General features: G+C 72.6%; 19 protein-coding genes, 1 pseudogene and 1 riboswitch. Of the genes and pseudogenes, 9 read left to right on the top strand and 11 right to left on the bottom strand.

What is annotated here, in order from left to right; translation table 11 throughout:
• The 5 genes and pseudogenes from ACFYZZ_RS07925 (at position 1) to ACFYZZ_RS07905 (ending at position 5,126) form a co-directional block, all read left to right on the top strand.
• Entirely contained in the window at positions 1-1,209 is a 1,209-nt protein-coding gene (locus ACFYZZ_RS07925; protein ID WP_389172766.1) for a cytochrome P450, read from the top strand.
• Positions 1,210-1,332: 123 nt separating this feature from the next.
• Positions 1,333-1,511 (top strand): annotated as a pseudogene (locus ACFYZZ_RS07920) (cytochrome P450); the annotation flags it as partial.
• A 177-nt stretch (positions 1,512-1,688) separates the two neighbouring features.
• Positions 1,689-2,678 carry an aldo/keto reductase gene (locus tag ACFYZZ_RS07915; RefSeq protein WP_389172764.1) on the top strand — a complete coding sequence of 330 codons (990 nt, stop codon included), beginning with the start codon at positions 1,689-1,691 and terminating at the stop codon, positions 2,676-2,678.
• A 104-nt stretch (positions 2,679-2,782) separates the two neighbouring features.
• Complete coding sequence (locus ACFYZZ_RS07910) at positions 2,783-3,946, top strand: PP2C family protein-serine/threonine phosphatase (RefSeq protein ID WP_389172762.1); 1,164 nt, start codon at positions 2,783-2,785, stop codon at positions 3,944-3,946.
• A 115-nt stretch (positions 3,947-4,061) separates the two neighbouring features.
• On the top strand, positions 4,062-5,126 hold the full coding sequence (locus ACFYZZ_RS07905) for a glycerophosphodiester phosphodiesterase family protein (RefSeq protein ID WP_389172761.1): 1,065 nt from the start codon (positions 4,062-4,064) through the stop codon (positions 5,124-5,126).
• 75 nt (positions 5,127-5,201) lie between these two features.
• Here ACFYZZ_RS07905 and ACFYZZ_RS07900 read toward each other — a convergent pair whose 3' ends face one another.
• Both ACFYZZ_RS07900 and ACFYZZ_RS07895 read right to left on the bottom strand, forming a co-directional pair.
• A complete protein-coding gene (locus ACFYZZ_RS07900; RefSeq protein WP_389172759.1) occupies positions 5,202-5,702 on the bottom strand; it encodes a hypothetical protein in 501 nt (166 codons plus the stop codon).
• Positions 5,703-5,892: 190 nt separating this feature from the next.
• The gene (locus ACFYZZ_RS07895) at positions 5,893-6,366 is read right to left on the bottom strand and encodes an SRPBCC domain-containing protein (RefSeq protein WP_389172757.1); all 474 of its coding nucleotides are present in this window, start codon (positions 6,364-6,366) and stop codon (positions 5,893-5,895) included.
• A gap of 420 nt (positions 6,367-6,786) precedes the next feature.
• Between ACFYZZ_RS07895 and ACFYZZ_RS07890 the strand changes: the two genes are divergently transcribed.
• Entirely contained in the window at positions 6,787-7,410 is a 624-nt protein-coding gene (locus ACFYZZ_RS07890; protein WP_389172755.1) for a GNAT family N-acetyltransferase, read from the top strand.
• Positions 7,411-7,563: 153 nt separating this feature from the next.
• On the opposite strand, the gene ACFYZZ_RS07885 is transcribed toward ACFYZZ_RS07890, so the two are convergent.
• From ACFYZZ_RS07885 to ACFYZZ_RS07860, 6 genes are all read right to left on the bottom strand, one after another.
• Positions 7,564-7,869: an acylphosphatase gene (locus ACFYZZ_RS07885; RefSeq protein WP_389172753.1), complete on the bottom strand. Its 306-nt coding sequence runs from the start codon at positions 7,867-7,869 to the stop codon at positions 7,564-7,566.
• Entirely contained in the window at positions 7,866-8,810 is a 945-nt protein-coding gene (locus ACFYZZ_RS07880) for an acyl-CoA desaturase (protein WP_389172751.1), read from the bottom strand. Before ACFYZZ_RS07880 ends, ACFYZZ_RS07885 begins: the two co-directional genes overlap by 4 nt.
• Positions 8,811-8,833: 23 nt before the next feature.
• Positions 8,834-10,105: a beta-ketoacyl-[acyl-carrier-protein] synthase family protein gene (locus ACFYZZ_RS07875; protein WP_389172750.1), complete on the bottom strand. Its 1,272-nt coding sequence runs from the start codon at positions 10,103-10,105 to the stop codon at positions 8,834-8,836.
• 324 nt (positions 10,106-10,429) lie between these two features.
• Entirely contained in the window at positions 10,430-10,684 is a 255-nt protein-coding gene (locus ACFYZZ_RS07870) for a hypothetical protein (RefSeq protein ID WP_389172748.1), read from the bottom strand.
• Between the two features lie 32 nt (positions 10,685-10,716).
• Complete coding sequence (locus tag ACFYZZ_RS07865) at positions 10,717-12,867, bottom strand: hypothetical protein (protein WP_389172746.1); 2,151 nt, start codon at positions 12,865-12,867, stop codon at positions 10,717-10,719.
• A 264-nt stretch (positions 12,868-13,131) separates the two neighbouring features.
• A complete protein-coding gene (locus ACFYZZ_RS07860; protein ID WP_389172744.1) occupies positions 13,132-13,590 on the bottom strand; it encodes a flavodoxin family protein in 459 nt (152 codons plus the stop codon).
• A gap of 85 nt (positions 13,591-13,675) precedes the next feature.
• Between ACFYZZ_RS07860 and ACFYZZ_RS07855 the strand changes: the two genes are divergently transcribed.
• Positions 13,676-14,353 (top strand): class I SAM-dependent methyltransferase, encoded by a 678-nt coding sequence (locus ACFYZZ_RS07855; protein ID WP_389172742.1) that lies wholly within the window; start codon positions 13,676-13,678, stop codon positions 14,351-14,353.
• Between the two features lie 94 nt (positions 14,354-14,447).
• Positions 14,448-15,143, top strand: coding sequence for a lipoprotein (locus ACFYZZ_RS07850; protein WP_389172740.1), 696 nt, complete (start codon positions 14,448-14,450; stop codon positions 15,141-15,143).
• A 21-nt stretch (positions 15,144-15,164) separates the two neighbouring features.
• Here the strand turns inward: ACFYZZ_RS07850 and ACFYZZ_RS07845 are convergent, their stop codons facing one another.
• Positions 15,165-15,797, bottom strand: a complete 633-nt coding sequence (locus ACFYZZ_RS07845; protein WP_389172738.1) for a GNAT family N-acetyltransferase — start codon at positions 15,795-15,797, stop codon at positions 15,165-15,167.
• 129 nt (positions 15,798-15,926) lie between these two features.
• A complete protein-coding gene (locus ACFYZZ_RS07840) occupies positions 15,927-17,897 on the bottom strand; it encodes a DUF1996 domain-containing protein (protein ID WP_389173668.1) in 1,971 nt (656 codons plus the stop codon).
• 331 nt (positions 17,898-18,228) lie between these two features.
• Positions 18,229-18,400: riboswitch (cyclic di-AMP (ydaO/yuaA leader) on the top strand.
• Positions 18,401-18,410: 10 nt separating this feature from the next.
• Here ACFYZZ_RS07840 and ACFYZZ_RS07835 point away from each other — a divergent pair.
• Positions 18,411-20,399: an NlpC/P60 family protein gene (locus tag ACFYZZ_RS07835; RefSeq protein ID WP_389172736.1), complete on the top strand. Its 1,989-nt coding sequence runs from the start codon at positions 18,411-18,413 to the stop codon at positions 20,397-20,399.
• 21 nt (positions 20,400-20,420) lie between these two features.
• Here the strand turns inward: ACFYZZ_RS07835 and ACFYZZ_RS07830 are convergent, their stop codons facing one another.
• The gene (locus ACFYZZ_RS07830; RefSeq protein ID WP_389172734.1) at positions 20,421-21,482 is read right to left on the bottom strand and encodes an NAD-dependent epimerase/dehydratase family protein; all 1,062 of its coding nucleotides are present in this window, start codon (positions 21,480-21,482) and stop codon (positions 20,421-20,423) included.
• Positions 21,483-21,507 lie beyond the last annotated feature (25 nt).

Genomic DNA, 21,507 nt, shown 5'->3' with positions numbered 1-21,507 from the left:
GTGATCCCCGACGGCGTCCCGCTGACCGGCGCCCGCTTCCAGGCCGAACCGGCCCGCCTGTACCGGGAGATGCGGCGCGAGCACGGCGCCGTGGTCCCCGTGCTGCTCGACGGCGGCGTGCCGGCCTGGCTGGTGCTCGGGTACCGCGAACTGCACCAGGTGACCGGCGACCCGGTGCTGTTCAGCCGGGACTCCGAGCTGTGGAACCAGTGGGCGAACATCCCGGACGACTGGCCGCTGCTGCCGATGATCGGCCACCGCCGGCCGTCGGTCCTCCACACCGTCGGCGAACGGCACCGGCAGCGCGCCGCGATGATCAGCGACGCGCTGGAGGCGGTGGATCCCTCCGAACTACGGGGCCACGCCGAGCGGTTCGCGGACGAGCTGATCGACGCGGTCTGCGCCACGGGCGAGACCGACCTGGTCACGCACTACGCGACGCTGCTGCCGGTACGGGTCCTCGCCCGCCTGTACGGCTTCCCGGACGAGGACGGTCCGGGTCTGGTCACCGCCCTCAACGACATGATCGACGGACGCGAACGGGCTCTGGCCGGCCAGGCCCATCTGGCCGCCTCCATGCGGCAGTTGCTCACCGACCGCGGGAAGGAGCCGGCGGACGACGTGGTGTCCCGGATGCTCGCCGACGACGGCGGCTTCACCGACGAGGAGATCGCGCAGGACCTGATGGTGATGATGGCGGCCGGGCACCAGCCGACCGTCGACTGGATCGGCAACTCGCTGCGACTGATGCTCACCGACGACCGTTTCGCCGCCTGCCTGTTCGGCGGGCAGGGCAGCGTCGCCGAGGCGATGAACGAGGTGCTGTGGGAGGACACGCCCACGCAGAACGTGGCCGGCCGCTGGGCCGCCCGCGACACCCACCTCGGCGGCCGCCCGGTCCGGGCCGGCGATCTGCTGCTGCTCGGGCTGCAGGGCGCCAACTCCGATCCCCAGGTCCGCACCAACGCCTCCGCGCTGACCGGCGGAAACAGCGCCCACTTCTCGTTCGGCCACGGGGAGCACCGCTGCCCGTTCCCCGCGCAGGAGATCGCCGAGGTGATCGCGCGGACCGGCATCGAGGTCGTACTGGACCGGCTCCCTGACATCGACCTGGCGGTGCCCGCCGAGTCCCTCACCCGCCGTCCCTCGCCCTGGCTCGGCGGACTGACCCAGCTCCCCGTCCGGTTCACACCCGTACCCGCCCGCTGATCCCGCGGCGCCCGGCCGACCCGCTGATCCGCCGGGATCGGTGGTGTCCCCGGACCGGCCCGGTACCCCCGCCCCCTGCCCTGGGGGCACGCCACGATGACGACCTGAACCGACCACACCCGGATCGCCCTCGACCCCTTCGGCACCGACCGGACGGCGAGAGCGCGGCGCTGCGCGCGGCCGGCCCGCTCGCCGCCGTGGAACTGCCGGGCGGCGTCCCGGTGAGGGCCGTCACCCACCGCGCCGAGGCCAAGGCCCTGCTCGCCGACCCGCGCCTGGTGAAGGACATCAACCTCAACGGCTGAGTTGACTTCGAGAGCGCTCCAAGTCATAGCGTCGTGGACATCCCGACGCACGAAGGTCATGACGCCCGGCCTGCCCCACGGGATGCCGGGCGACGGAATCCGTCGCTAGATGGATGGGGGCCTCCGTGCCGTACGGAACGACGATCGGACATGCAGGAAAGGCTGGAACACCTCATGCGACAGCGCAGTCTGCGGGATCTCCAGGTATCGGCCATCGGCCTCGGGTGCATGGGCATGTCGGCCTTCTACGGCACCACGGACCAGGACGAGGGCATCGCGACCATCCGGCGCGCCCTGGAGCTCGGCATCGACTTCCTCGACACCGCGCAGCTCTACGGCCCGCTCACCAACGAGTCGCTGGTCGGCGAGGCGATCCGGGGACACCGCGACGAGTACGTCATCGCCACCAAGTTCAACTACCGGATGGACAACGCCGTACCGGGGGACATGACAACGGTGGGCCGGCAGGACGGCTCGGCCGAGCACGTCCGCAGCTCCATCCACGGCTCGCTGGAGCGGCTCGGCACGGACTACATCGACCTTTACTACCAGCACCGGGTCGACCCCGACGTGCCCATCGAGGAGACGGTCGGCGCCCTGGCCGAGCTGGTCGCCGAGGGCAAGGTGCGGCACATCGGGCTGAGCGAGGCCGGCGCAGAGACCATCCGGCGCGCCCACGCCGTCCACCCGATCACCGCCGTGCAGACCGAGTACTCGCTGTGGACGCGGGACCCCGAGGCCGAGGTGCTGCCGACCTGCCGTGAACTCGGCATCGGCTTCGTCCCCTACTCCCCGCTCGGCCGCGGCTTCCTCGCCGGCCGTTTCTCCTCCCCCACCGAGCTGGACGAGAACGACTACCGGCGCACCAACCCCCGCTTCACGGACACCAACCTCGAGGCGAACCTCCGGCTCGCCGAGAAGGTGAAGGAGATCGCCGCGGAGAAGGACGTGACGCCCGCGCAGCTGGCCATCGCCTGGGTGCTGGCCCAGGGCGAGGACCTGGTCCCGATCCCGGGCACCAAGCGCCGTACCTATCTGGAGCAGAACGCGGCCGCGGTCGACATCGAGCTGTCCAAGGAGGACCTCGCCCGCATCGACGCCGAACTGCCCGAGGTGGCGGGCGCGCGCTACGACGAGGCCGGGATGCGCTCGGTGAACCGCTAGCCGATCCGGCCGCTCGCGCTGCGGACCGAGCGTGTGTCCGTCGTGACGTCCCGTTCCTGCTCTTCCACGTGCCGTGCGGCTCGTCCGGGAGCACGCTGGTAGGCATGAGGCTCCGGGAGAGGGGGGCGGGTGTGCAGCAGTCGTGGCAGTCGACGCATGCGCTGCTGCTGCTCCCGGTCGTGCTCATCGTGGTGATCACCGTGGTGGACATCCGCTCCCCCGAGAGCATCCATCTGGGCCCGGCCCTGGTCATCGCCCCGGCGCTCACGCCGTCCTTCGCGGGGCCCCGGACCACGGCGTTCGTGGGGGCGCTGGCCCTGGCCGCCCAGACGCTGATCGCGTTCCTCCACGGGGGGATCGCCACCTCGAACCACATCGTGCAGCTCGTCACCCTCGCGGTGCTCTCGGTGATGTGCGTGGTCTACAGCGCGGTACGTGAGCGCCGTCAGGCCCAGCTCGCGCAGGTGCGCACGGTCGCCGAGGCCGCGCAGCACGTGCTGATGTGGCCGCTGCCCGAGAACATCGGCCCGCTGCGCATCGCCTCCCTGTACCTGGCCGCCGAGGACGAGGCACAGATCGGCGGCGACCTGTACGCGGCGACCCGCTGCGACGGGGCGGTGCGGGTGCTGATCGGTGACGTACGGGGCAAAGGGCTGCCGGCCATCGGGGAGGCGGCCCTGCTGCTCGGCGCGTTCCGGGAGAGCGCGCACCGGCACGTCGCGCTGGCGGACCTGGCCGCCGGTCTCGACCAGAGCATCAGCCGCTACGCCACCGAGCTGGAGACGGAGGAGGAGGCGGGTGAGCGCTTCGCCACCGCCCTGCTGGTGGAGATCCCGGACCGGGATCCGGTCACCCTGATGACCAGCTGCGGCCATCCCCCGCCGCTGCTGCTGAGCCCGGGGCACGCGGTCACGGTGCCGAGCCTGCACCCGTCGCCGCCTCTCGGCGTGCACGGGGCCACCGATCACACGCTGGACGTGTTCTCCTTCGAGCCCGGTGACACGCTGTTGCTGTACACCGACGGTGTGGTGGAGGCCCGGGACGCGCGCGGGCGGTTCTATCCGCTGGCGGAGCGCGTCGCGCGCTGGACGGACGACAGTCCGGAGGCGCTGATGCACCATGTGCGGCGCGACCTGCTCGCCCACGTGGGCGGCCGGCTGGACGACGACGCCGCCCTCATCGCCCTGCACCGCACGCCCGCCGACCGGCGCCGCCACCACCACCTCCACGGACGCGAAGGCGCAAGGCTGCTGACCCATGACTCCTAGAAGCCCCTGAGACTCACACGTTCAACAGCCTTTGCGCCAATGTTCAGTTCCGGAGGTAGTCCACCCCGGCCGGCCGTTGCGAGAATCTCGGGCGCCCCGAGAACAGGGAGTTCCGATGTCCTTACGACACCTGCTCGCCGGCCTCGCCCTGCTGCCGGCGCTCGCGTTCCCCGCCACCGCCGCGCAGGCGGCCCAGGCCGACCCGCCTGAGGCCCGCTTCGACCTCCAGGCCCACCGCGGCGGCACCGGCATGACCACCGAGGAGTCGCTGGAGGGCTTCGGCAAGGCGATGCGGCTCGGGGTGTCCACGCTGGAGCTGGACACCCACGTCACCAAGGACCTGAAGGTGGTCGTCAACCACGACCGGCAGATCAACGGCGTCAAGTGCCGCGACACGGGCCCGGTCACGCCCGGCGACCCGATGTACCCGTATGTCGGCAAGTACATCAAGGACCTGACGCTTGCTCAGATCAAGACCCTGGACTGCGGCTACCAGCAGCTGCCCGGCTTCCCGGAGCAGGAGGTCGTCAAGGGCTTCCGGATGGTCGAGCTGAAGGACGTCCTGGACCTGGTCAGGAGCTACCACGCCAGGCAGGTCAAGCTGAACATCGAGACCAAGGTGGAGGCGGGCGCTCCCGAACAGACCGCACCGCGCGAGGTGTTCGTCCGCCGGGTGTACGAGGAGATCCACCGCTCCGGCATCGAGCGGCAGGTCACCATCCAGTCGTTCGACTGGGGCGCGCTGAAGCTGATGCACCGACTGGCGCCGCGCTGGCCGCTGGTGGCGCTGACGAACTACGACTTCCTGCAAGTGGGCCGGCCGGGTGCGTCCCCGTGGCTCGGCGGGATCGACGCCGACGACTACGGCGGTGACTTCGTGAAGGCGGCCGCCACCATCGCCGGGGTCACGACCCTCTCCCCCAACTACGGCTTCCCGCAGAGCGGGAAGGTCGGCGACCCCGGCTTCCGCTTCTACTCGGACGCTTCGATGGTCACCGAGGCGCACGCCCGCGGCCTGAAGGTGGTCCCCTGGACCTGCGACGACCCGGCGACGGTGGAGGCACTGATGGACTTCGGCGTCGACGGGATCATCACCAACTACCCCAACCACGTACGGCAGATCATGGCCGACCGCGGGATGCGACTGCCCCGGCCGTACTACCCGCACGACCGGTCCTGACCGGCCCTGACCGGCGCAGAAAGCCGCGAGCCCCGCCCCGAGTGGGGGCGGGGCGGGACTGCGCCCGGCAGCCGGTCAGCGGGCCGGCTTGAGGTCGGTGATCTTCAGGGTCGTCAGGTCGGACCGGACATCGATCCTGGTGACCTCGGCGTGGGGACCATCGCCCCAGGTGAGGGTGACCCTGCTGGTGGCGTGGCCCGCGCCGGAGCCGGTGTAGGCGACCTTCCACTTCACCGGCACGTTCTGCGCGAAGAGGATGCCGTCGGCGTGGTTCTTCTTCTCGTACGCGGCGACCTTCTTCTGGGCGGCGGAGGACAGGTAGAAGGCGCGCAGGGCCTTGGCGTCGGGGCCGGCCGCCGGGTCCTCGGTGGCCCAGACGGAGTCGATGTAGGCGCCATAGAAGTCGGCCACGTGCTGGGTGACGTTGCGCGGGTCGCCCTGGGCGGAGGACACGGCGGCGGCGCGCGGGGCGTGGCTCGCGCCGGAGCCGGCCAGGGCGGGCGTGACGGCGGCCAGGGAAAGCCCGGCGGTGAGGGCGACTGCGGTCAGGAGGGTCTTGCGGCGACTCACGGACATTTTTCTCGTTCCCCCGGTTTCTTCGCGACCGGCTCCATCCCGGCCGTCGGCGGACTTTAAGACCGCATTTCCCTCCGCCCGGTTCCGCTTCTCCAGAACTTCCTTGCCCGCATTTCCGGGTGCCTGACACGTCGGCAAAGGTTGTGCCGAATTCCGGACCGATTTCCCCGTCCTTTTTGGCCAGATCCGTTCAGGCCGTCGGCGGATTCCGCTCCTCGACCAGCCGGGCGAGGTGGTCGAGGGCCATCCGGGTGCCGAGTTCGTTGTCCTCTCGGAGAATGTCGTCCGGGATGCCCTCCTGCAGGATCTCGACGTCCGTCGCGCCGTCCGTCTCGGTGAGCGTCGTCGTCATGGTCATGGTGCCGCCCAGGGTCTCGTCGTCCGTCTCGAACGCGAAGACCTCGACGACCTGGACGCCGGGGACGAGTCTCGCGAAGTGCCCGCGGTAGGTGTCCGTGCGCCCACCGGACTTGCCGGGGCCGAGCGGGTCGTCGTAGGTGAGGGAGACCCGGAAGGCACCGCCCTCGCGGGCCTCGAAGGTGTGGACGCGAGCGGTCATGTTCTCGGGGACCCGCCAGGCCGCGAGGGCGTCCGGATCGACCAGCGCCCGATACACGTCCTCCGCCGGCGCCTGCACACGCCGGGTGACTCGCGTGGCGTACATGGCCTCACGCTACCGGCCGGGGCTCGGCCCGTCCCGCCGTACGACACGAACGGGGCCGGGGTCCGGGAGCTGGCGCCGGACCCCGGCCCCTCCCCCACTCGTCCGAAGGAGCCCCACCCCATGCCCCAACCGACCCTTGTCCCTGAGCTGTCCGCCGCCCCCTGCTGGACCCGGACCCGCCCGAAACCGGGTCCGGACGACCCGGCCGAACGCCATCAGCCGTAAGAAGCCGGTGCCCTCAGCCTGAGCCGTGGGCCGGAGGTAGCCACCCCCACCCGATTCCTCGGTAGATTCGCCCCGATGCGAGCCGTTCGCATCCGTCGGCGGGACCGACTCCCCGTAAGGGGCCGGACCGTGCGCCGCGCAGCGGTTCCATCGGGGGGTTCCATGGTCTGGTCGCTCGTCCGCCGGAGACGGGCCGTGTCCGGGCTCCCCGTGCCCGGGCGGTGCGAGCCGGGCCGGCATGTCCTGGCCACCGAGCGGCTGTTGCTGTTCACGCCCCGGACGCACCTCGACGTCGCCGCGGCGCTCGCCGCCAGCGCGGACGCCGAGGCCCAGCGGTGGCTCGGCAACCATGCCGACCGGATCGCGCCCGACCCCGGCACCCGGCGCGCCCTGCTGGAGTGGCGGCCCTCCGGCGACGACGGCCGCCGCGTCCCCCGCGTGCTGGCGAAACCCTTCTCCCCCGACCCGGACATCCCGGTGTTCCTGGTCTGTGTGCGCAGGGCCGACCTCAGTTATGCCGGCGGACTGCAACTGGAGCACCACGCGGGCGAGGTGGGCGGCTGGCTGGCGCCGCGCTGCCGCGGACAGGGCCTGGGCGCGGAGTTGTTCCGGGCCGGGGCGCTGCTCGCGCACACGCACTTCGGCATGGCCCGGGTCCGTGCGGGCGCGGAGAGCGGGAACACCGCGAGCCGCCGGGCGCTGGCCCGGGCGGGCTTCGTCCCGGACGAGGGCCCGCCCCGGCACACCCTGCCCGACGGGCGTGTGGTCGAGTCCGTCTGGGTCCGCCACGACGCTTCGACGGCCACCCGCTGCGCCTGACCGTCCGCCTACGGCGCCGACGCATGCCCCCGTTCGGGCACGCGCTGCAAAACACGCGCCGAAGGGGAGCGCCCTGGCCGACGCCCCGCCCACCCCCGAGTCGGCTCGGCTCCGAGCACCTCGCCCGTCCCGTCGAGCCCGGCCACCAGGGGTCTAGACGGCGTGGGGGTCGTCGCCCGGCGGTGCGTCGGGCAGTACATGGAAGCCGGACAGCCCCTCGGGCTCCTCGGCCACGCCTGTGCAGTGGGTCACCTGGGCCGCCGGTGGGCCCTGGGCCGCCCAGCGGGCCATCTCGGCGACGTCTTCGGACCGCCCCTCAAAGACGGCTTCCACGTCGCCGTTGTAGAGATTGCGCACCCAACCCGCCACTCCCCGTTCCTCGGCGAACCGACGGCATGTGTCGCGGTAGAACACGCCCTGGACACGGCCGCTGACGTGCACGTGCTGCCGTACGGTCATTCCTGTGGGCTCCCGTTCTCTCGCCGGCGTGCGGTGATGCGGCGCCGCTGCGGCCAGCGGACGTCGTAGGCCCAGCCGAGGCGCTCGAACCAGCGGATCAGCCGGGCGCTGGCGTCGAGCTGGCCGGTGAGCACGCCGTGCCGGGCGCTGGTGGGGTCGGCGTGGTGGAGGTTGTGCCAGGACTCGCCGAAGGACAGCGGGGCCAGCCACCACACGTTGCCCGAGCGGTCCCGGCTGCGGAAGGGCCGGGAACCCGCCGCGTGGCAGATGGAGTTGATGGACCAGGTGACGTGGTGGACGAGGCAGATCCGCACCAGCCCGGCCCAGAAGAACGCGCTGAGCGCCCCCTGCCAGGACCGGGTGAGCGCCGCGCCGAGCACCGCGGGCAGGGCGACGGAGGCCAGGACCACGAGTCCGAAGCGCTTGGAGATCAGCATCAGCGTGCGGTCGCGGACCAGGTCGGGAGCGTAGGTGCGGGGCGAGGCGTGCTCGGTCTCGAAGAGCCAGCCGAGGTGGGCGTAGAGCATGCCCCTGGCCAGGGCGCGGGGTGAGCGGCCGTACCGCCAGGGCGAGTGCGGGTCCCCGTCGCGGTCGGAGAAGCGGTGGTGCTTGCGGTGGTCGGCCACCCAGGTGAGCAGCGGGCCCTGTACGGCCAGGCTGCCGGCCAGGGCGAGGGCGATCCTGAGCGGCCGTCTGGCCTTGAAGGAACCGTGGGTGAAGTGCCGGTGGAAGCCGACGGTGATGCCGAGCCCGCTGACGAGGTAGAAGACGACGGCGAGCACCAGGTCCGTGGGGCTCAGACCGTGCCGCCAGGCGAGGGGCACGGCGGCGAGGAGCGCCAGGAACGGTACGGCGACGAACACGCCGATCATGAACTGCTCGCCGCTGGGCCAGGACCGTGCTCTGCCGGCCAGCGGGGTGGATTCAGAGAACTCCGACAACAGGGGGACCTTTCGGTTCGGAGTCAGGTGCGGAGTGGCTGCTGGTCGACGGCGGTGAAGGCGAGCACGGCGTTCTGGCCGCCGAAGCCGAAGGAGTTGCTGACGGCGGCTCGTATCCGCTGCGGGCGGGGCGCCTTGGTGACGACGTCGAGGTCCATCGCCGGGTCGAGGGTGTCCAGGTTGGCGGTGGGCGGGATCAGCTGGTGGCGCAGGGTGAGCACGGTGCAGGCCGCCTCGATGGCGCCGGCGCCGCCGATGGCGTGCCCGATGGTGCCCTTGACGGCGGTGACGGGCGGGGGCCGGCGGAAGACCTGGTACAGCGCGTTGTGCTCGGCCGTGTCGCCCTGCGGGGTGGAGGTGCCGTGCGCGTTGACGTGGTCGACGTCCTCGGGGGCCAGGCCGGCGTCGGCGAGGGCGCCGCGGATGGCGCGGGCGGCGCCGTCGCCGTCCGGGTGCGGGGCGGTGAAGTGGTGGGCGTCGCAGGAGGCGCCGAACCCGGAGAGCAGGGCCGCGGGCCGGGCGCTGCGGGCGCGGGCGTCCTCCACGCGTTCCAGGACGAGGACGGCGGCGCCCTCGCCGAGGACGAATCCGTCCCGGTCGCGGTCGAACGGCCGGGAGGCCTCGTGCGGGCTGTCGGCGCGGCGGGACAGGGCGCGCATCTGGGCGAAGCAGGCCGCGGTCATGCGCAGCCGGGCGGACTCGCTGCCCCCGGCGAGGACGAGGTCGCAGGCGCCGGACAGCAGCCAGTCGCGGGCCAGTCCGAGCGCGCTGGTGCCGGAGGCGCAGGCGGTGCTCACGACCATGTTGGGGCCCTGCGCGCCGAGGTCGAGGGCGATCTCGGCGGCGGCCATGTTGGGCACGCTGCGCGGCAGCGCGAGCGGCGAGACGCGCTCCGGAGTGCGGTGGGCGAGCCGGTCGAACTCGGCCTGCCAGCCCTGCATGGACCCGGTGCCGACCCCCATCACGACGCCGATGCGGGCCCCGTCCCAGCCGCCGGGTGTGAGCCGGGCGTCGGCGACGGCCTCCCGGGCAGCGAGCAGCGCGAAGGTGGTGAAGCGGTCCAGGCGGCGGCTGAGCCGGTGCCCGAGCAGTCCGGCCGTGTCGAGGTCGGGTACCCGGCAGGAGAAGGCCACGGGCAGCCCGTCGAGGCCGGGGTCGGCGGTCGCGGTGGACTGTCCGGCGCACAGGCCCTCCCACGCCGCGTCGCGGCCGATCCCGGCCGGTGTGACCAGTCCCAGTCCGGTGACGGCCACGGGGGCGCGCCGCGCCGGGACGCGTGCTTTCACGAGCTGCATGAGCCGTGATTATCCGGGCCGAAAGCGGCCGTTCCGGGCTACGACAACTCGTTCGGCCCAGGACGGCGCCCGCTACCACCCGGATGTGCGAACGTCACTGACGAACGGTCACTCCCGGCGTCCGCACCGCGCACGACCAGGCGTCGGCGAGGGCGGTCTCCAGGTCGTCCGGCGGCCGGGGCGAGTCGGCCGACGGACGGCGGGACGACGGGACGGATGTGCACATGGACGGGGGCGGCGGACGGGGCGGTGGTCCGTCCGGCCGACTGCTCGGCCGGAGGGCGACGGACTGCCGGGCCGCCGCGCTCCGGCCGAGCGGACCGGTCAGGCCCGCGAGTGGGCGAGCAACGCCTCGGCGGCGGTGCGCAGTTGCTTGGCCGACGTGCCGCAGGCGGCCGCCTGCTGTTCCAGGGTGGGGCGGCTCCACTGGGGTGCCGCCCAGCAGGCGGACAACTCGGACGCGGTGGCGAGCAGTCGCCGGGCGTAGCCGTCCATCAGGTCGGCGTCGGCGCGCAACCTGCTTGCCCGGTCGAGGAGTTCGTCGGTCGACGGCAGCGCGCGGAGGGACTCGGTGACCATGGTGGCTCCCAGTGACGGGGGTGCGTGGGGGGTCAGCGCGGCAGGACGGCGCCGGCGCTGCGGTGGAAGACGAAATGCGGGCAGGACAGCACGCAGAGCGGCCGGGCCGCATCGACGCCGAGCCGGCGCAGCTGTCCGGCCATGGGTTCGGCCGCGGCGGTGTCCAGGCGCAGCCGCACCCCGGTTCCGGTGTGCAGCCGCAGCCGGCCGTGGGCCCGGACCAGGGTGCGCACGGTGCTCTCGCCACGTCGGCCGTAGAGGATCCAGTCCGCCTCGGGGCAGCGCAGGCCCCGGCCGAGGCGCCCTTTGACGGCCAGCCCGAGTCCCGGAGCGGTGACACCGAGGTCGCGGCTCATCAGATCGGCCTCGGCGGACATACGGACCGCGGGCTGGCCCCAGATCTGCTGGGACACGACCCGCGCCTCCTCGCTGCTGACGGCGAGGGAGAGGACGTAGCGGCCGGTGCGGCGCAGGTCGCCGCGACGCAGCAGGTCGGCGGCGATGTCGTACGGGCGCGGCCGCCACAGGTCGTCCACCAGCACCGACAGGGCGATCTCGGCGTAGGGGCCGATCGTGGAACAGCGGTGCTCGTACAGGGACAGCAGCGCGAGCGCCCGTCGGCCCAGTCGGCTCGGCACCATCCAGGTCGCGTCGGGCAGCAGGCCGCGCGCGGCCGCGGCGTCGACGGCGAAGCAGAGGTGGGCGGCGGAGGAGTCGTAGTAGCGCACCGGGACGTCGACGGGGCCGGTCGTGGTGGGGAGTGGGGTGGTGGGGACGGTGAGGAAGGGGTAGCCCTCGGGCGGGTGGGCGCGGTCCTTGAGCCGGTAGGCCTGGGTGCGCACCACGGGGCCGCGGTAGGGGGCGAGCGCCTCGTCGACGTTCTTGCGGGCCTCGGGGATGACGGTGCGCAGGTGCTCGATGTACTCGCGGAGCATGTGGCACAGCGGGAACTCGTGGGTGGGTCCGGTGTAGTCGACCTCGTACCGGTTGGGGTGCGGGTCGGAGGCGGAGCCGGCGTCCCGGCCGTCGAGGACGGGCACGATGTCGTGCTGGTTGGTGATGCGGGCGACCCAGGTACGCGGGTCGGCGGGCCTCTTGTCGTCGACCGGGGCACCGACCGCGATCACGTGCGTGACCCGGTAGGCGCGGCAGAACTCCTCGTCCTGCGCGAGGTTCATCAGCGCGATCCCGCCCTCGCCGTGCCCGATCAGGGCGAGGTCGGCGCCGCGCGGGATGCCGTGGTCCGCGAGGGCGAGCAGGATCGAGCGGGTGTGGGGCGAGTCGGTCAGGAAGAGGTTGCGCCAGGCGCCGGCGAAGTCCTGCGGGGAGTCGTTGCGGGGGCGGCCGGGCGCCGTGCCGGGGGCCTGGACGACGTACCGGACGACGCCGTCGGGGCCGCGCACGTTCTGCACCAGGATCCGCCCGTTGGCGGACACCACCTCGATGTTGCGCAGGAAACCGAGGAGGGAGCCTTCGGTGGCCACGGTCTGCCGCTCCTGGTCGCAGAGGTCGACGGCTTCGGCCGCTCCCTCGCCCCGGTCCAGGCCCGCGAGATGGGCGGCGCTGATGCCGTACATCGGATCGGCGGACGTGCCGCGGCCGGGCTCGTCGTTCTTCGGGTCCTCGTCGAGCAGGGCGCGGACGGCGAGGAGTTCGGCCATCAGGGGCGCGAGCCCGGACAGGGCACGCTGGGCGCCGTGGTCCCTGAACAGGGCACGCAGGGAGCGTACGGCCTCCAGGTCGCGGTCGGCGGTGACCGCGGCCATCAGCCGGCGCATACCCGGGTCGCGTTCGAACTCGGGGTGGTCGAACAGCACGGCGGCGATCCTGAGGCGCAGGGAGGTGACGGCCACCAGCGCTGCCAGGCTCTCCCGGCCGAGCACCTCGCCGGCCACGCCGAGCACCTGGCCCATGCCCTTCGGCGCGGTGATCGCGGAACCGCCGAGGCCGTCCTTGTTCGTCAGGGCCCGCAGCAGTGCCCACCGGGCGGCGAGAGCGGTACGGGGACGGCGGCGCGCGGAGGCGGTGAGGGCCGGCGCGAACAGCGCGGTGCTGGTGCGTGTGGACACCTCGCGGATGCCTTCGGCGACGTCCATCACGTCCCGTGCGCACCGGCGAAGCAACTCCTCGGTGTCCTGCTCGTCCTGGGCGGTCCGTCCGCGTATGTGGCCGTCCGCTCCCATGCGGCGCTCCCTCGGGCTCGACGACGTTCGACGGTGCACGACCGCGCCCCGGGGACGCGGTCTCCCTCCTCATCGTCGGCCAGCGGCACCGCGCCCGCACCTTCGTCCGTCCAGGTAGAGGATGTGTGCCGGGTCCGGTATCACCGTGCGCGGCTGGGCCTGGACCGGGTGCCGTGACCACGTCCGCCCGACACCCGAATGGCCTACGGGCTCCGCTCCCGGGCAGCGTTGCGGTGCGCACCGGTCACCTGCTCACGCTCACCCTCAGTCCTCGGCCATGAGCCCGGCCGCGACCGTGGCGCCCAGCTCCCAGCAGGCCTGCACATCGGCCTTGCCGGGTTCGCCGGTGACGGTCACCGCCTCGGTGGCGCGGCGCCAGCCGAGGCCGGTGGTGAGGGCCTCGATGGCGCGGACGGCGCCCGTGACGTCGCTGCCGCCGTGGACGTAGTAGCCGAAGGGCCGGCCCCGGGTCTCGTCCAGGCACGGGTAGTAGACCTGGTCGAAGAAGTGCTTGAGCGCGCCGGACATGTAGCCGAGGTTCGCCGGGGTGCCGAGGAGGTAGCCGTCGGCTTCCAGGACGTCGGAGGCGGTGGCGGCGAGGGCGGCCCGCCGTACGACGCGGACGCCCTCGATCTCCGGCGTGGTCGCGCCGGAGACGACGGCTTCGAACATGGCCTGGCAGTTGGGCGAAGGGGTGTGATGCACGATCAGCAAGGTAGGCACGTTCCGAACCCTGCCCTGCGGGTGCCGCGGTCCGCAAACGCCGCCCGGCGCTTGGCATTGTGGGCTGCGGGACGGGAGTGCGACGATGCCGGGCACCTGGTCGGACACGGGAGGAGCAGTCTTGGGCGAGGACGATCAGCGGGCACCGGCAGCCGTGGTGTTCGACGCACTGGGTCTCGACTACGAGAAGGCGTTCGCGTCGTCCGAGGCGCACCGGGCCTCGCTCCGCCGGCTGCTGGACCGGCTGGAGCCGGGCAGCCGGGTGCTGGACGTGGGCTGCGGGACGGGACGGCCGACCGCGCAGACCCTCGCCGAGGCGGGCCACAGCGTGCTGGGCGTCGACGTCTCCCCGGTGATGGTCGAGATCGCCGCCCGGCAGGTGCCCGGGGCCGAGTTCCGGCTGGCCGACATCCGTGAACTGCCGCTCGCGGAGGGCTCGTTCGACGCGGTGTGCGGGTACTTCTCGCTGCTGCAGATGTCCCGTGCCGAGCAGTCGGACGTCGTGGGCCGCATGGCGCGTGCCCTGCGGCCCGGCGGGCTCGCGGTGCTGGCCACCGTGCCCCTCGACGTGGAGGCCGTCGAGGCGGTGTTCATGGGGCAGCCGGTGCGGGTGACGAGCTTCGCCGCCGGGGACTTCACGCAGCTGGTGACCGGGGCGGGCCTGACGGTCCTGTCCGAGGAGCACGCCACGTTCTCCCCGGCCCATCCCGACGCCGTACCCGAGCCGCATCTGTTCCTGCACTGCCGGCGCGACGGGGACTGAGCGCCCCTCCCTTTTCACTGGCCCCCTTTATTGCGTACGGCTGTGTCGGCGCCCTCGGTTACAGTGGCCGCGCTCAACAGGAGGGGAGAAGACAGTGCAGGTCAGGGTGGGGTCCGTGCGAGGCCGGGTGGTCCAGGCGGTGGTGCTTGCGGCGGTACTGGGAGGTTGCTCGCAGTCGCCGGACGGGGAGGCGAAGGCGTCGGGGAGCCCGTCGGCCGCCGGGAGCGCGGGGGCGAAGAGCGCGGTCGCGGCGCGCGGCGGCACCGTCGGCGCCGCCGGGTCGGCCTGCGAACTGCCCGTCAGCTTCGACATCGCCAAAAGCTGGAAACCCAAGGGGATCGACGCCGAGAAGGAGCTGTCGAAGGCGTCGAAGGGCTCGGACGGCGACGTGAACGGAGCACTCGCGGACGCCTTCCTCCGCCAGGGCCCGGTCACCACCGCCTGTGAGATCGACGCCAAGCCCGCCGGCAAGATCGGCTTCCTGCGGGTGTGGACCGGCGAGCCCGGCGACGCCGACGCGCGCACCGTCCTGCGGCAGTTCGTCGCCGCCGAGGACAACACCAGCAAGGAGAAGTACCGCTCCTTCAAAACGGCCACCGGCCTGTCCGGTGTGGAGGTGGAATACCTCTACACGAGCAAGCTGCTGGAGGAGACGAAGAAGGAGAGCGCCCTGGCGGTCTCCACGCCCGACGGCCCGGTCGTGCTGCACCTCGGCGGGATGGACACCGAGGAGCACAACGCGATGCTGCCCGCGTACGAACTCGCCAAGCAGACCCTGCGCGTCCTCTGACGGGCACCGCCGGGCGGGTTCTCAGTCCGGGGTCGTGGTCCGGCCCAGATACGTGAGCGGGCCGGCGTCCGCGACCGGGATCTCGTGGAAGCCGAGCCGGTCGTAGAACCCGCGGGCGGCCGTGTTGACCGTGACCATGCCGAGGTGGACGGCCGGAACGCCCTGCGCGTGCAGGGCGTTCAGCAGCGTGTGCATCAACCGGCGGCCGTGTCCGCGCCCCTGCCAGGGCGGCAGCAGGTCGATGTGCAGGTGGGCGGGGTAGGCGGCGAGTTCGGGTACGAGCATGCGCTCCGGGCGGTGCAGGAGGCCGACCATCTCCTCGGTGGGCGTGCGGGGCTGCGCGGTGGGTTCCGGGTAGCGGTCCACCAGTCGGGGGATCCAGATCCGCCGGAAGTCCTTGACGAACCGCTCGGTGTCCGCCGTACCGACGACGTACCCCACTGCCCGGCCTTCGCCGTCGTCCAGGACGAAGGCGAGGTCCGGGTCCAGGTGGCAGTAGGGCTCGGCGAAGATCGACGGCATCAGGCGCAGGTCCGGATAGAGCGTGCGGGAGTCGCCGCCGTTGTGCGCGGTACGGACGCAGATGTCGGCGACCGCGTCGCGGTCGGTGGGGCGGTAGGGGCGGATCGCGGGGCGGGTGTCCGTGGGTGGCATGTGGACATCCTCCTGCGGATGGGAGCGCTCCCACAAGGGGCCGACGGGCTCCGGACGAGGCAACGGCGGCCCCACCGCTGGAGGGTGGGGCCGCCGTTGCGTCGTTCCGTGACGTGCGGTCAGTAGCGATCAGTACCGCAGGCGCTTGGCCCGGAGCAGCATGACGAGGCCGGACAGGGCCAGCAGCGTGCCGATGGCCGCGGGCCACAGGTGTGCGCCGGTCTCGGCGAGGCCGCCCTGGACGGCCTGGGGTTCGGTCTGGTCGGCGGGGGGCTGCGCCTGTGCGGCCTGACCGCCGGCAGGGGTCTGGGTGGCCTGGCCGACCTCGCCGGCGCCCGAGTCGGACGGCGCGGTCGAGGCGGCCTTGTCGGCCTTGGCGGGAGCGGTCTGCTTGCCCTCGCTGTCCTGCGTGGTCCGGCCGTCCTGCTTGGAGGACTGGCTGTCCTGCCTGGCCGGCTTGTCGTGCTTGGTGGTGTTCGCCGGCGAGGTCGTCGTGTAGGTCCTGGGCTCCTGCGTCGAGTCGGAGGAGGCCGGGGCGGGGTCGGCCGGGGCACTCGTGGCGGGGTCGGCCGTGGCACCGCCGGTTCCCGTGCCCGGGGCGTCCGTCGCACCGGTGTCGTCGCTCGGGCTCGGGGCCGTGGTGGCACCGGAGTCGTCACCACCGCGGGCTCCGCAGGTCCGGCCGGAGTTGATGCAGTCGACCATCTCGCGCATCAGGCCCTCGTCGAAGACGTTGATGAAGTCGCCGTGGTCGGTGACCGGCTTGTGCAGCTGCTCGGGGAAGGAGTCCACCGCGAAGAACGGCACCGTCCGCCCGCCGTCGTTCAGGCTCGGCGCGGCAACGCCGTAGACGATGCGCTGAACCAGCTGCGGGATCGCCCGGAAGCCCTCGGGGCAGGAGCCGTCGGGGCCGGCGAAGGCCACGTGGGTGCGGTGGTTGGCGCTGTCGATGTTGCGGCCGTCCCAGCAGCTCTGGAAGTGGAAGGTGCGCACCACGTCGCTGCCGGACGGGCACAGCGGGTACTTGTCCTTCAGCTGCCGGTCCTCGAAACCGGTGCAGCTCCACGAGGCGTTGGCGTTGGCGGGGCCGTTGACGAAGGCCTTGGCGTCGCCGGTGATGATGCGCAGCAGGCGCGGCATCTCGGTGACCTTGCCGCGCGGGCTGCCCACGAAGGTCAGCGTCACCTGCTTGGCCGTGACGATCTGGCCCGCGTTGCCCTCGGTGCCGCCGCCCGGGGCGCCGGCGTCCCGCTCCTGCTTGCCGTTCTGCAGCCGCAGCACCGGCCAGTAGTACGTGGACTTGTCGCCCTGGTCCACACAGCTGGTCTCGGCGTCGGCCAGGTCCTCGTCGCTGGCGAAGGCGTTGTTGGACTGGTTGCCGATGTAGTCGTGGAAGTGGTGGGCGCCGTTGGAGACACCGGGCGCGACGATCACGTTGTCGGAGTTGAACAGCCCGCCTGCGTTGACACCGCACTCGGAGGTGAACGTGCCGCGCGAGGCGTCGTCCTGCTGGGGCGGGTTCGGCACGTTCGGCTGTACGGAGGTGATGTCCGCGTAGTCGGAGGCGACGGGTCCGTTGCCGCCCTGGCCGGCGCCGTTCTGACCCTGGCCGGTGCCCTGTTGGGCTCCCTCGCTCGGGGCGGCGCCGCCCTGGCCGGCGTTGCCGGTGTCGCCGCCCGCGCCGTCCTGGGCGGGGCGCAGGGTGCAGGCGGCCAGGGATTCCAGTCCTTCCGGCCGGTCACCCACCTGGTCGATGGCGACGGCGATCCGCTCGATCGTGGCCGACCGCTTCTCCTTCAGCGGGTTCATGATGGGCTCGTCCGCGGCCGTGGGGTCCTGGCGGACGGACTCGGCCGACGCCTGGAGTTGCTGGTACGCGGCCGCGATCTGCTGGTCCAGCCGGGCGAGTTCGCCGTCGACGGCCTCACGGGCGCCGTCCGGCACCGTCGTCAGGCGGCTGCCGACGTCCGGGCAGTCGATCGTGGCCATGCCCGCGGAGCGGACCTGTCCGGTCGCGTCGGTGCCGCCGCCCCCGCCCCATGCACCCTCGCTGGCCGAGGCGTAGACATTGGCCGCGACGAGCCCGCCTCCGCCCAGCATCAGGGCGACCGCTGCGAAGGTCGCGCGTCGTGCACGGGTCGGGCGTCTGCGCGTGTTGCGTCCCACGGAAGTACCTCTGAGTCTGTCGAGCGGCTCGGCATGGAAATCCCCCGCCCCATACGGATCCGAGCGCCCGAGTGTTCAGGCGTCCCGAGGATTCACCAGAATCTCATAGGGACCGCGCCACCCGGAGAGTGACTCATCTCGAATGGCAAGACGAACATCACATATCTGTATCGGACATTGCGCACTTCAACCTTCACACGGGCCACACAAATTGGCTAGGTTGACGACCAGGCCGCACGGCTCCCCCGGCGAACCACGCCGGGCCGCGTGGCCTCCGCCGAATCCGGTGCACCGTGGAGTGCGGCCGGAGCCGGGGACCCGACCGACTTCGGGGTGAATCGGCCAACGCCCTTGCGGGCGGCGGCCGTAGGGCACGCCTTCCGGAACCGACCGCCCGAACCCGACAGCTGACTCGGTAGGCGGAGCACGGAAGGAGTGCGTCCCTTCATGGCGACGGACAGCCGCGACGAGGTTCGGCAGCGGATCAGCTCCCTCTACGACCGGGCCGAGGACGAGACGGGGAACTTCAACGCGACACGGGCCATGGCGCGGGCGACACGGAACCGTGGTGTTCCGCTGGCCAAGCGGCCGGCCCGGCGCTCGGATCCGGCCCTCGACGAGGTGGCCAAGCAGTGGTTCGACGGGGCGCGGGCCAAGCTCGGCCCGTCCGTACCCGCGGTCCTGCCGGCGGACCGGATGCCCGACCGGCAGGCCGCCCCGGCCCGCTCCTCGGACCGAGCCGGCGGCGATCGCCCCGGTGGTGACCGGGACACACCCGGACGGGGTCTGCCGGAGTTGCCCGCCGGACCTTCGGGGCGGACGGGTGCCCGTGCGCTGCCGGAGCTGCCGAGTGGGGCTGCCGCAGAGCTGGCCGCGCGGCCCGTCCCCGAACTGACGAGCCGCGCCCTTCCCGAACTGACCAGCCGGGTTATGGAGGTAGCGGCCGACCGCACCGCTCTGGAACTCCCCGACCGAGCCGCAGTCGAGCTGCCGAGCCGGGCCATGCTGGAACCGGCGGGCCGCACCTCGGCGCAGCCGGCCGCCCTGCCTCTCCCCGCTCTCCCCGCCGCCCCGTCGACCCCGCAGCAGGAGTCCCGGGCACTGCCCGCCCCCGCCACCGGGTTGCAGCGTCCTGCCCCGGCCGTGTCCAAGGCGGAGAACCGGCGCAAACTCGCCGCGGCCCGGGACGTGTTGTCCCGCGGCATCGCCCTGCGCACCACGGCCGCCCAGCCCACTCCCACGCCGGACGCCCTGGGCACCGCGGCGGGTCAGGCGCCACAGCCGACCGAGGACCAGTGGCGGGCACCGCAGTGGGCGGCACCCGGTGTGTTCCCGGCGCAGGAGACGGCCACCGTGCTCGGCGCGACCGCGCTTCCCGCCGGCACCGAGCCCTTCAGCCGTCCGGCCGCGACAGCCTCTCTGACCGACACGGGCTCCTTCACCGCGCCGCTGCCTGCGGACCTCCCGGCCGACACCGGGTCCTTCGCTGCGCCCCTTCCGGCCGACGCCGGGGCTTTCGCCGCACCTCTTCCGGCCGACACGGGGTCCTTCGCTGCGCCGCTTCCGACCGACACCGGGTCCTTCGCCGCGCCCCTTCCGACCACCGGCACCGGTACCGGCACCGGCACCTTCGCCTCGCCGCTCACCGTCGACACCGGGTCCTTCGCCGTACCCCTCCCAACCGACACCGGGGCTTTCGCCGCGCCTCTTCCAACCGACACAGGCTCCTTCGCCGCGCCGCTTCCTACCGACACCGCGGCTTTCGCCGCACCCCTCCCGACCGACACAGGCACCGGCACCTTCGCCGCGCCGCTCACCGTCGACACCGGATCCTTCGCCGTACCCCTCCCAACCGACACCGGGGCTTTCGCCGCGCCCGCCATCACCGACACCGGGTCCTTCACGGCACCCGTGACCGCCGGCGCCGCGACCTTCACCCCACCCCCTGTCGCAGCCGCCCCCCTCCCCACCGACACCGGCTCCTTCACCTCACCCATCACCGCCACCCCGACGACCAACACAGGCTCGTACGCGCCCGCGCCCGCGCCCGCACCCCCCACCCCCCAGTCACCCCGCGCCCTACGCGCCGAGAAGGCCATCGCCTTCGCCCGGGCGCAGATCGGGAAGCCGTGTGTGTGGGGTGCGACGGGGCCGGACTCGTACGACTGCTCCAGCCTCACCCAGGCGGCGTGGAAGGCGGCCGGGGTCACGCTGCCGCGGGCCGCGCACCAGCAGGCGCTCGGGGGCGCGCCGGTCACGCTGGCCGCTCTCGAACCCGGTGACCTCGTCCTCTTCTTCGACGACGACCGGCATGTGGGCCTGCACACCGGCGACGGCATGATGATCCATGCGCCGGGCCCGGGGTCGTACATCCGCGAGGAGTCGATCTACGGCGCCGGGGAGGCGGCGATCCACCGGGTGATCCGGCCGGCGTGAGGCCGTGGGCGGGCGCCCGCCTCAGCCCGGCCGCCGCCGTCGCGCGCGCCAGCTCTCGTAGTGGTCCAGCAGGGTCTGTGCCACCGGCCGGTAGGTGAGCCCCAGTTCGTCGATGCCGCGGCGGTTGTCGACGCGGAAGCGGATGCCGAGGTGCTTGCGTATGTAGTCCTGGGTGAGGCCGAAGGAGGGGCCCAGGATGCGTACCGGCCAGTGCGGGAGCGCGGTGCGCGGCAGGCGCGGGTCGTAGGGGTGGCGGGTGCGGATGATGCGTGCCATCTCGTGGAATGACGTCATCGTCTCGGCCGCCACGATGTAGCGGCCCTTGGCCCGGGGGTTCTCGGCGGCCGCGATGTGTGCGTCGGCCACGTCCCGTACGTCGGCCGTGGTGAAGCTGAAGTCAGGGGCGCCGTAGCAGAAGTAGCCCTTGAACAGCTCGTCGAGAAGGAAGAGGCTGCCGGACTCGGAGGCGGGGGTGAGGGAAGGGCCCAGTATCAGGCCGGGGTTGACGGACACCATGCGCCAGCGGTCCTGTGCCGCCTCGGCGTCCCAGGCCGCGCGTTCGGCGACGGTCTTGGCGTAGTGGTAGGGGTTGTTCTCCGCCGTGCTGGTGGTGTTGAAGTACCGCTCGGAGAGCACTTGGCCGTCCATCTGCAGGACGTCCGCGTAGTCACCGAACACCGCGCCCACGGTGGAGGTGAACACCAGGGTCCGGACCTCCGGGGTCCGCTCGATGCTCGCCAGGACGTTGCGGGTGCCGAGCAGCGCCGGGTCCACCACGTCCCGCCGGGCGTCCCTGATCCGCTCCGGCATGAGGAACGGCGAGGCCACGTGGAAGACGACCGGGCAGCCGCGGAACGCCTCGTCGAACGAGCCCTCCTTCAGCAAGTCCGCCTCGAACACCGCCAGTTGGTTCGGAAACGCCTCCTGCATCTCCCACAGCGGCCGCATCTTCGCCGCGTTCGCGGTGCTGCGTACAGTGGTGCGGACCTGGTAGCCACGCTCCAGCAGTCGTCGTACGAGATGGCTGCCGACGAAGCCGCTGCCGCCGGTCACCACGACGGTCGTCTCCCCGTGTCCGCCCACGCGCCCTCCTCCGCAAGAGACCCCG

This window comes from Streptomyces sp. NPDC001816 (assembly GCF_042892235.1).
Classification (GTDB): Bacteria; Actinomycetota; Actinomycetes; order Streptomycetales; family Streptomycetaceae; genus Streptomyces.
This window is presented reverse-complemented; position numbering and strand designations above follow the sequence as displayed.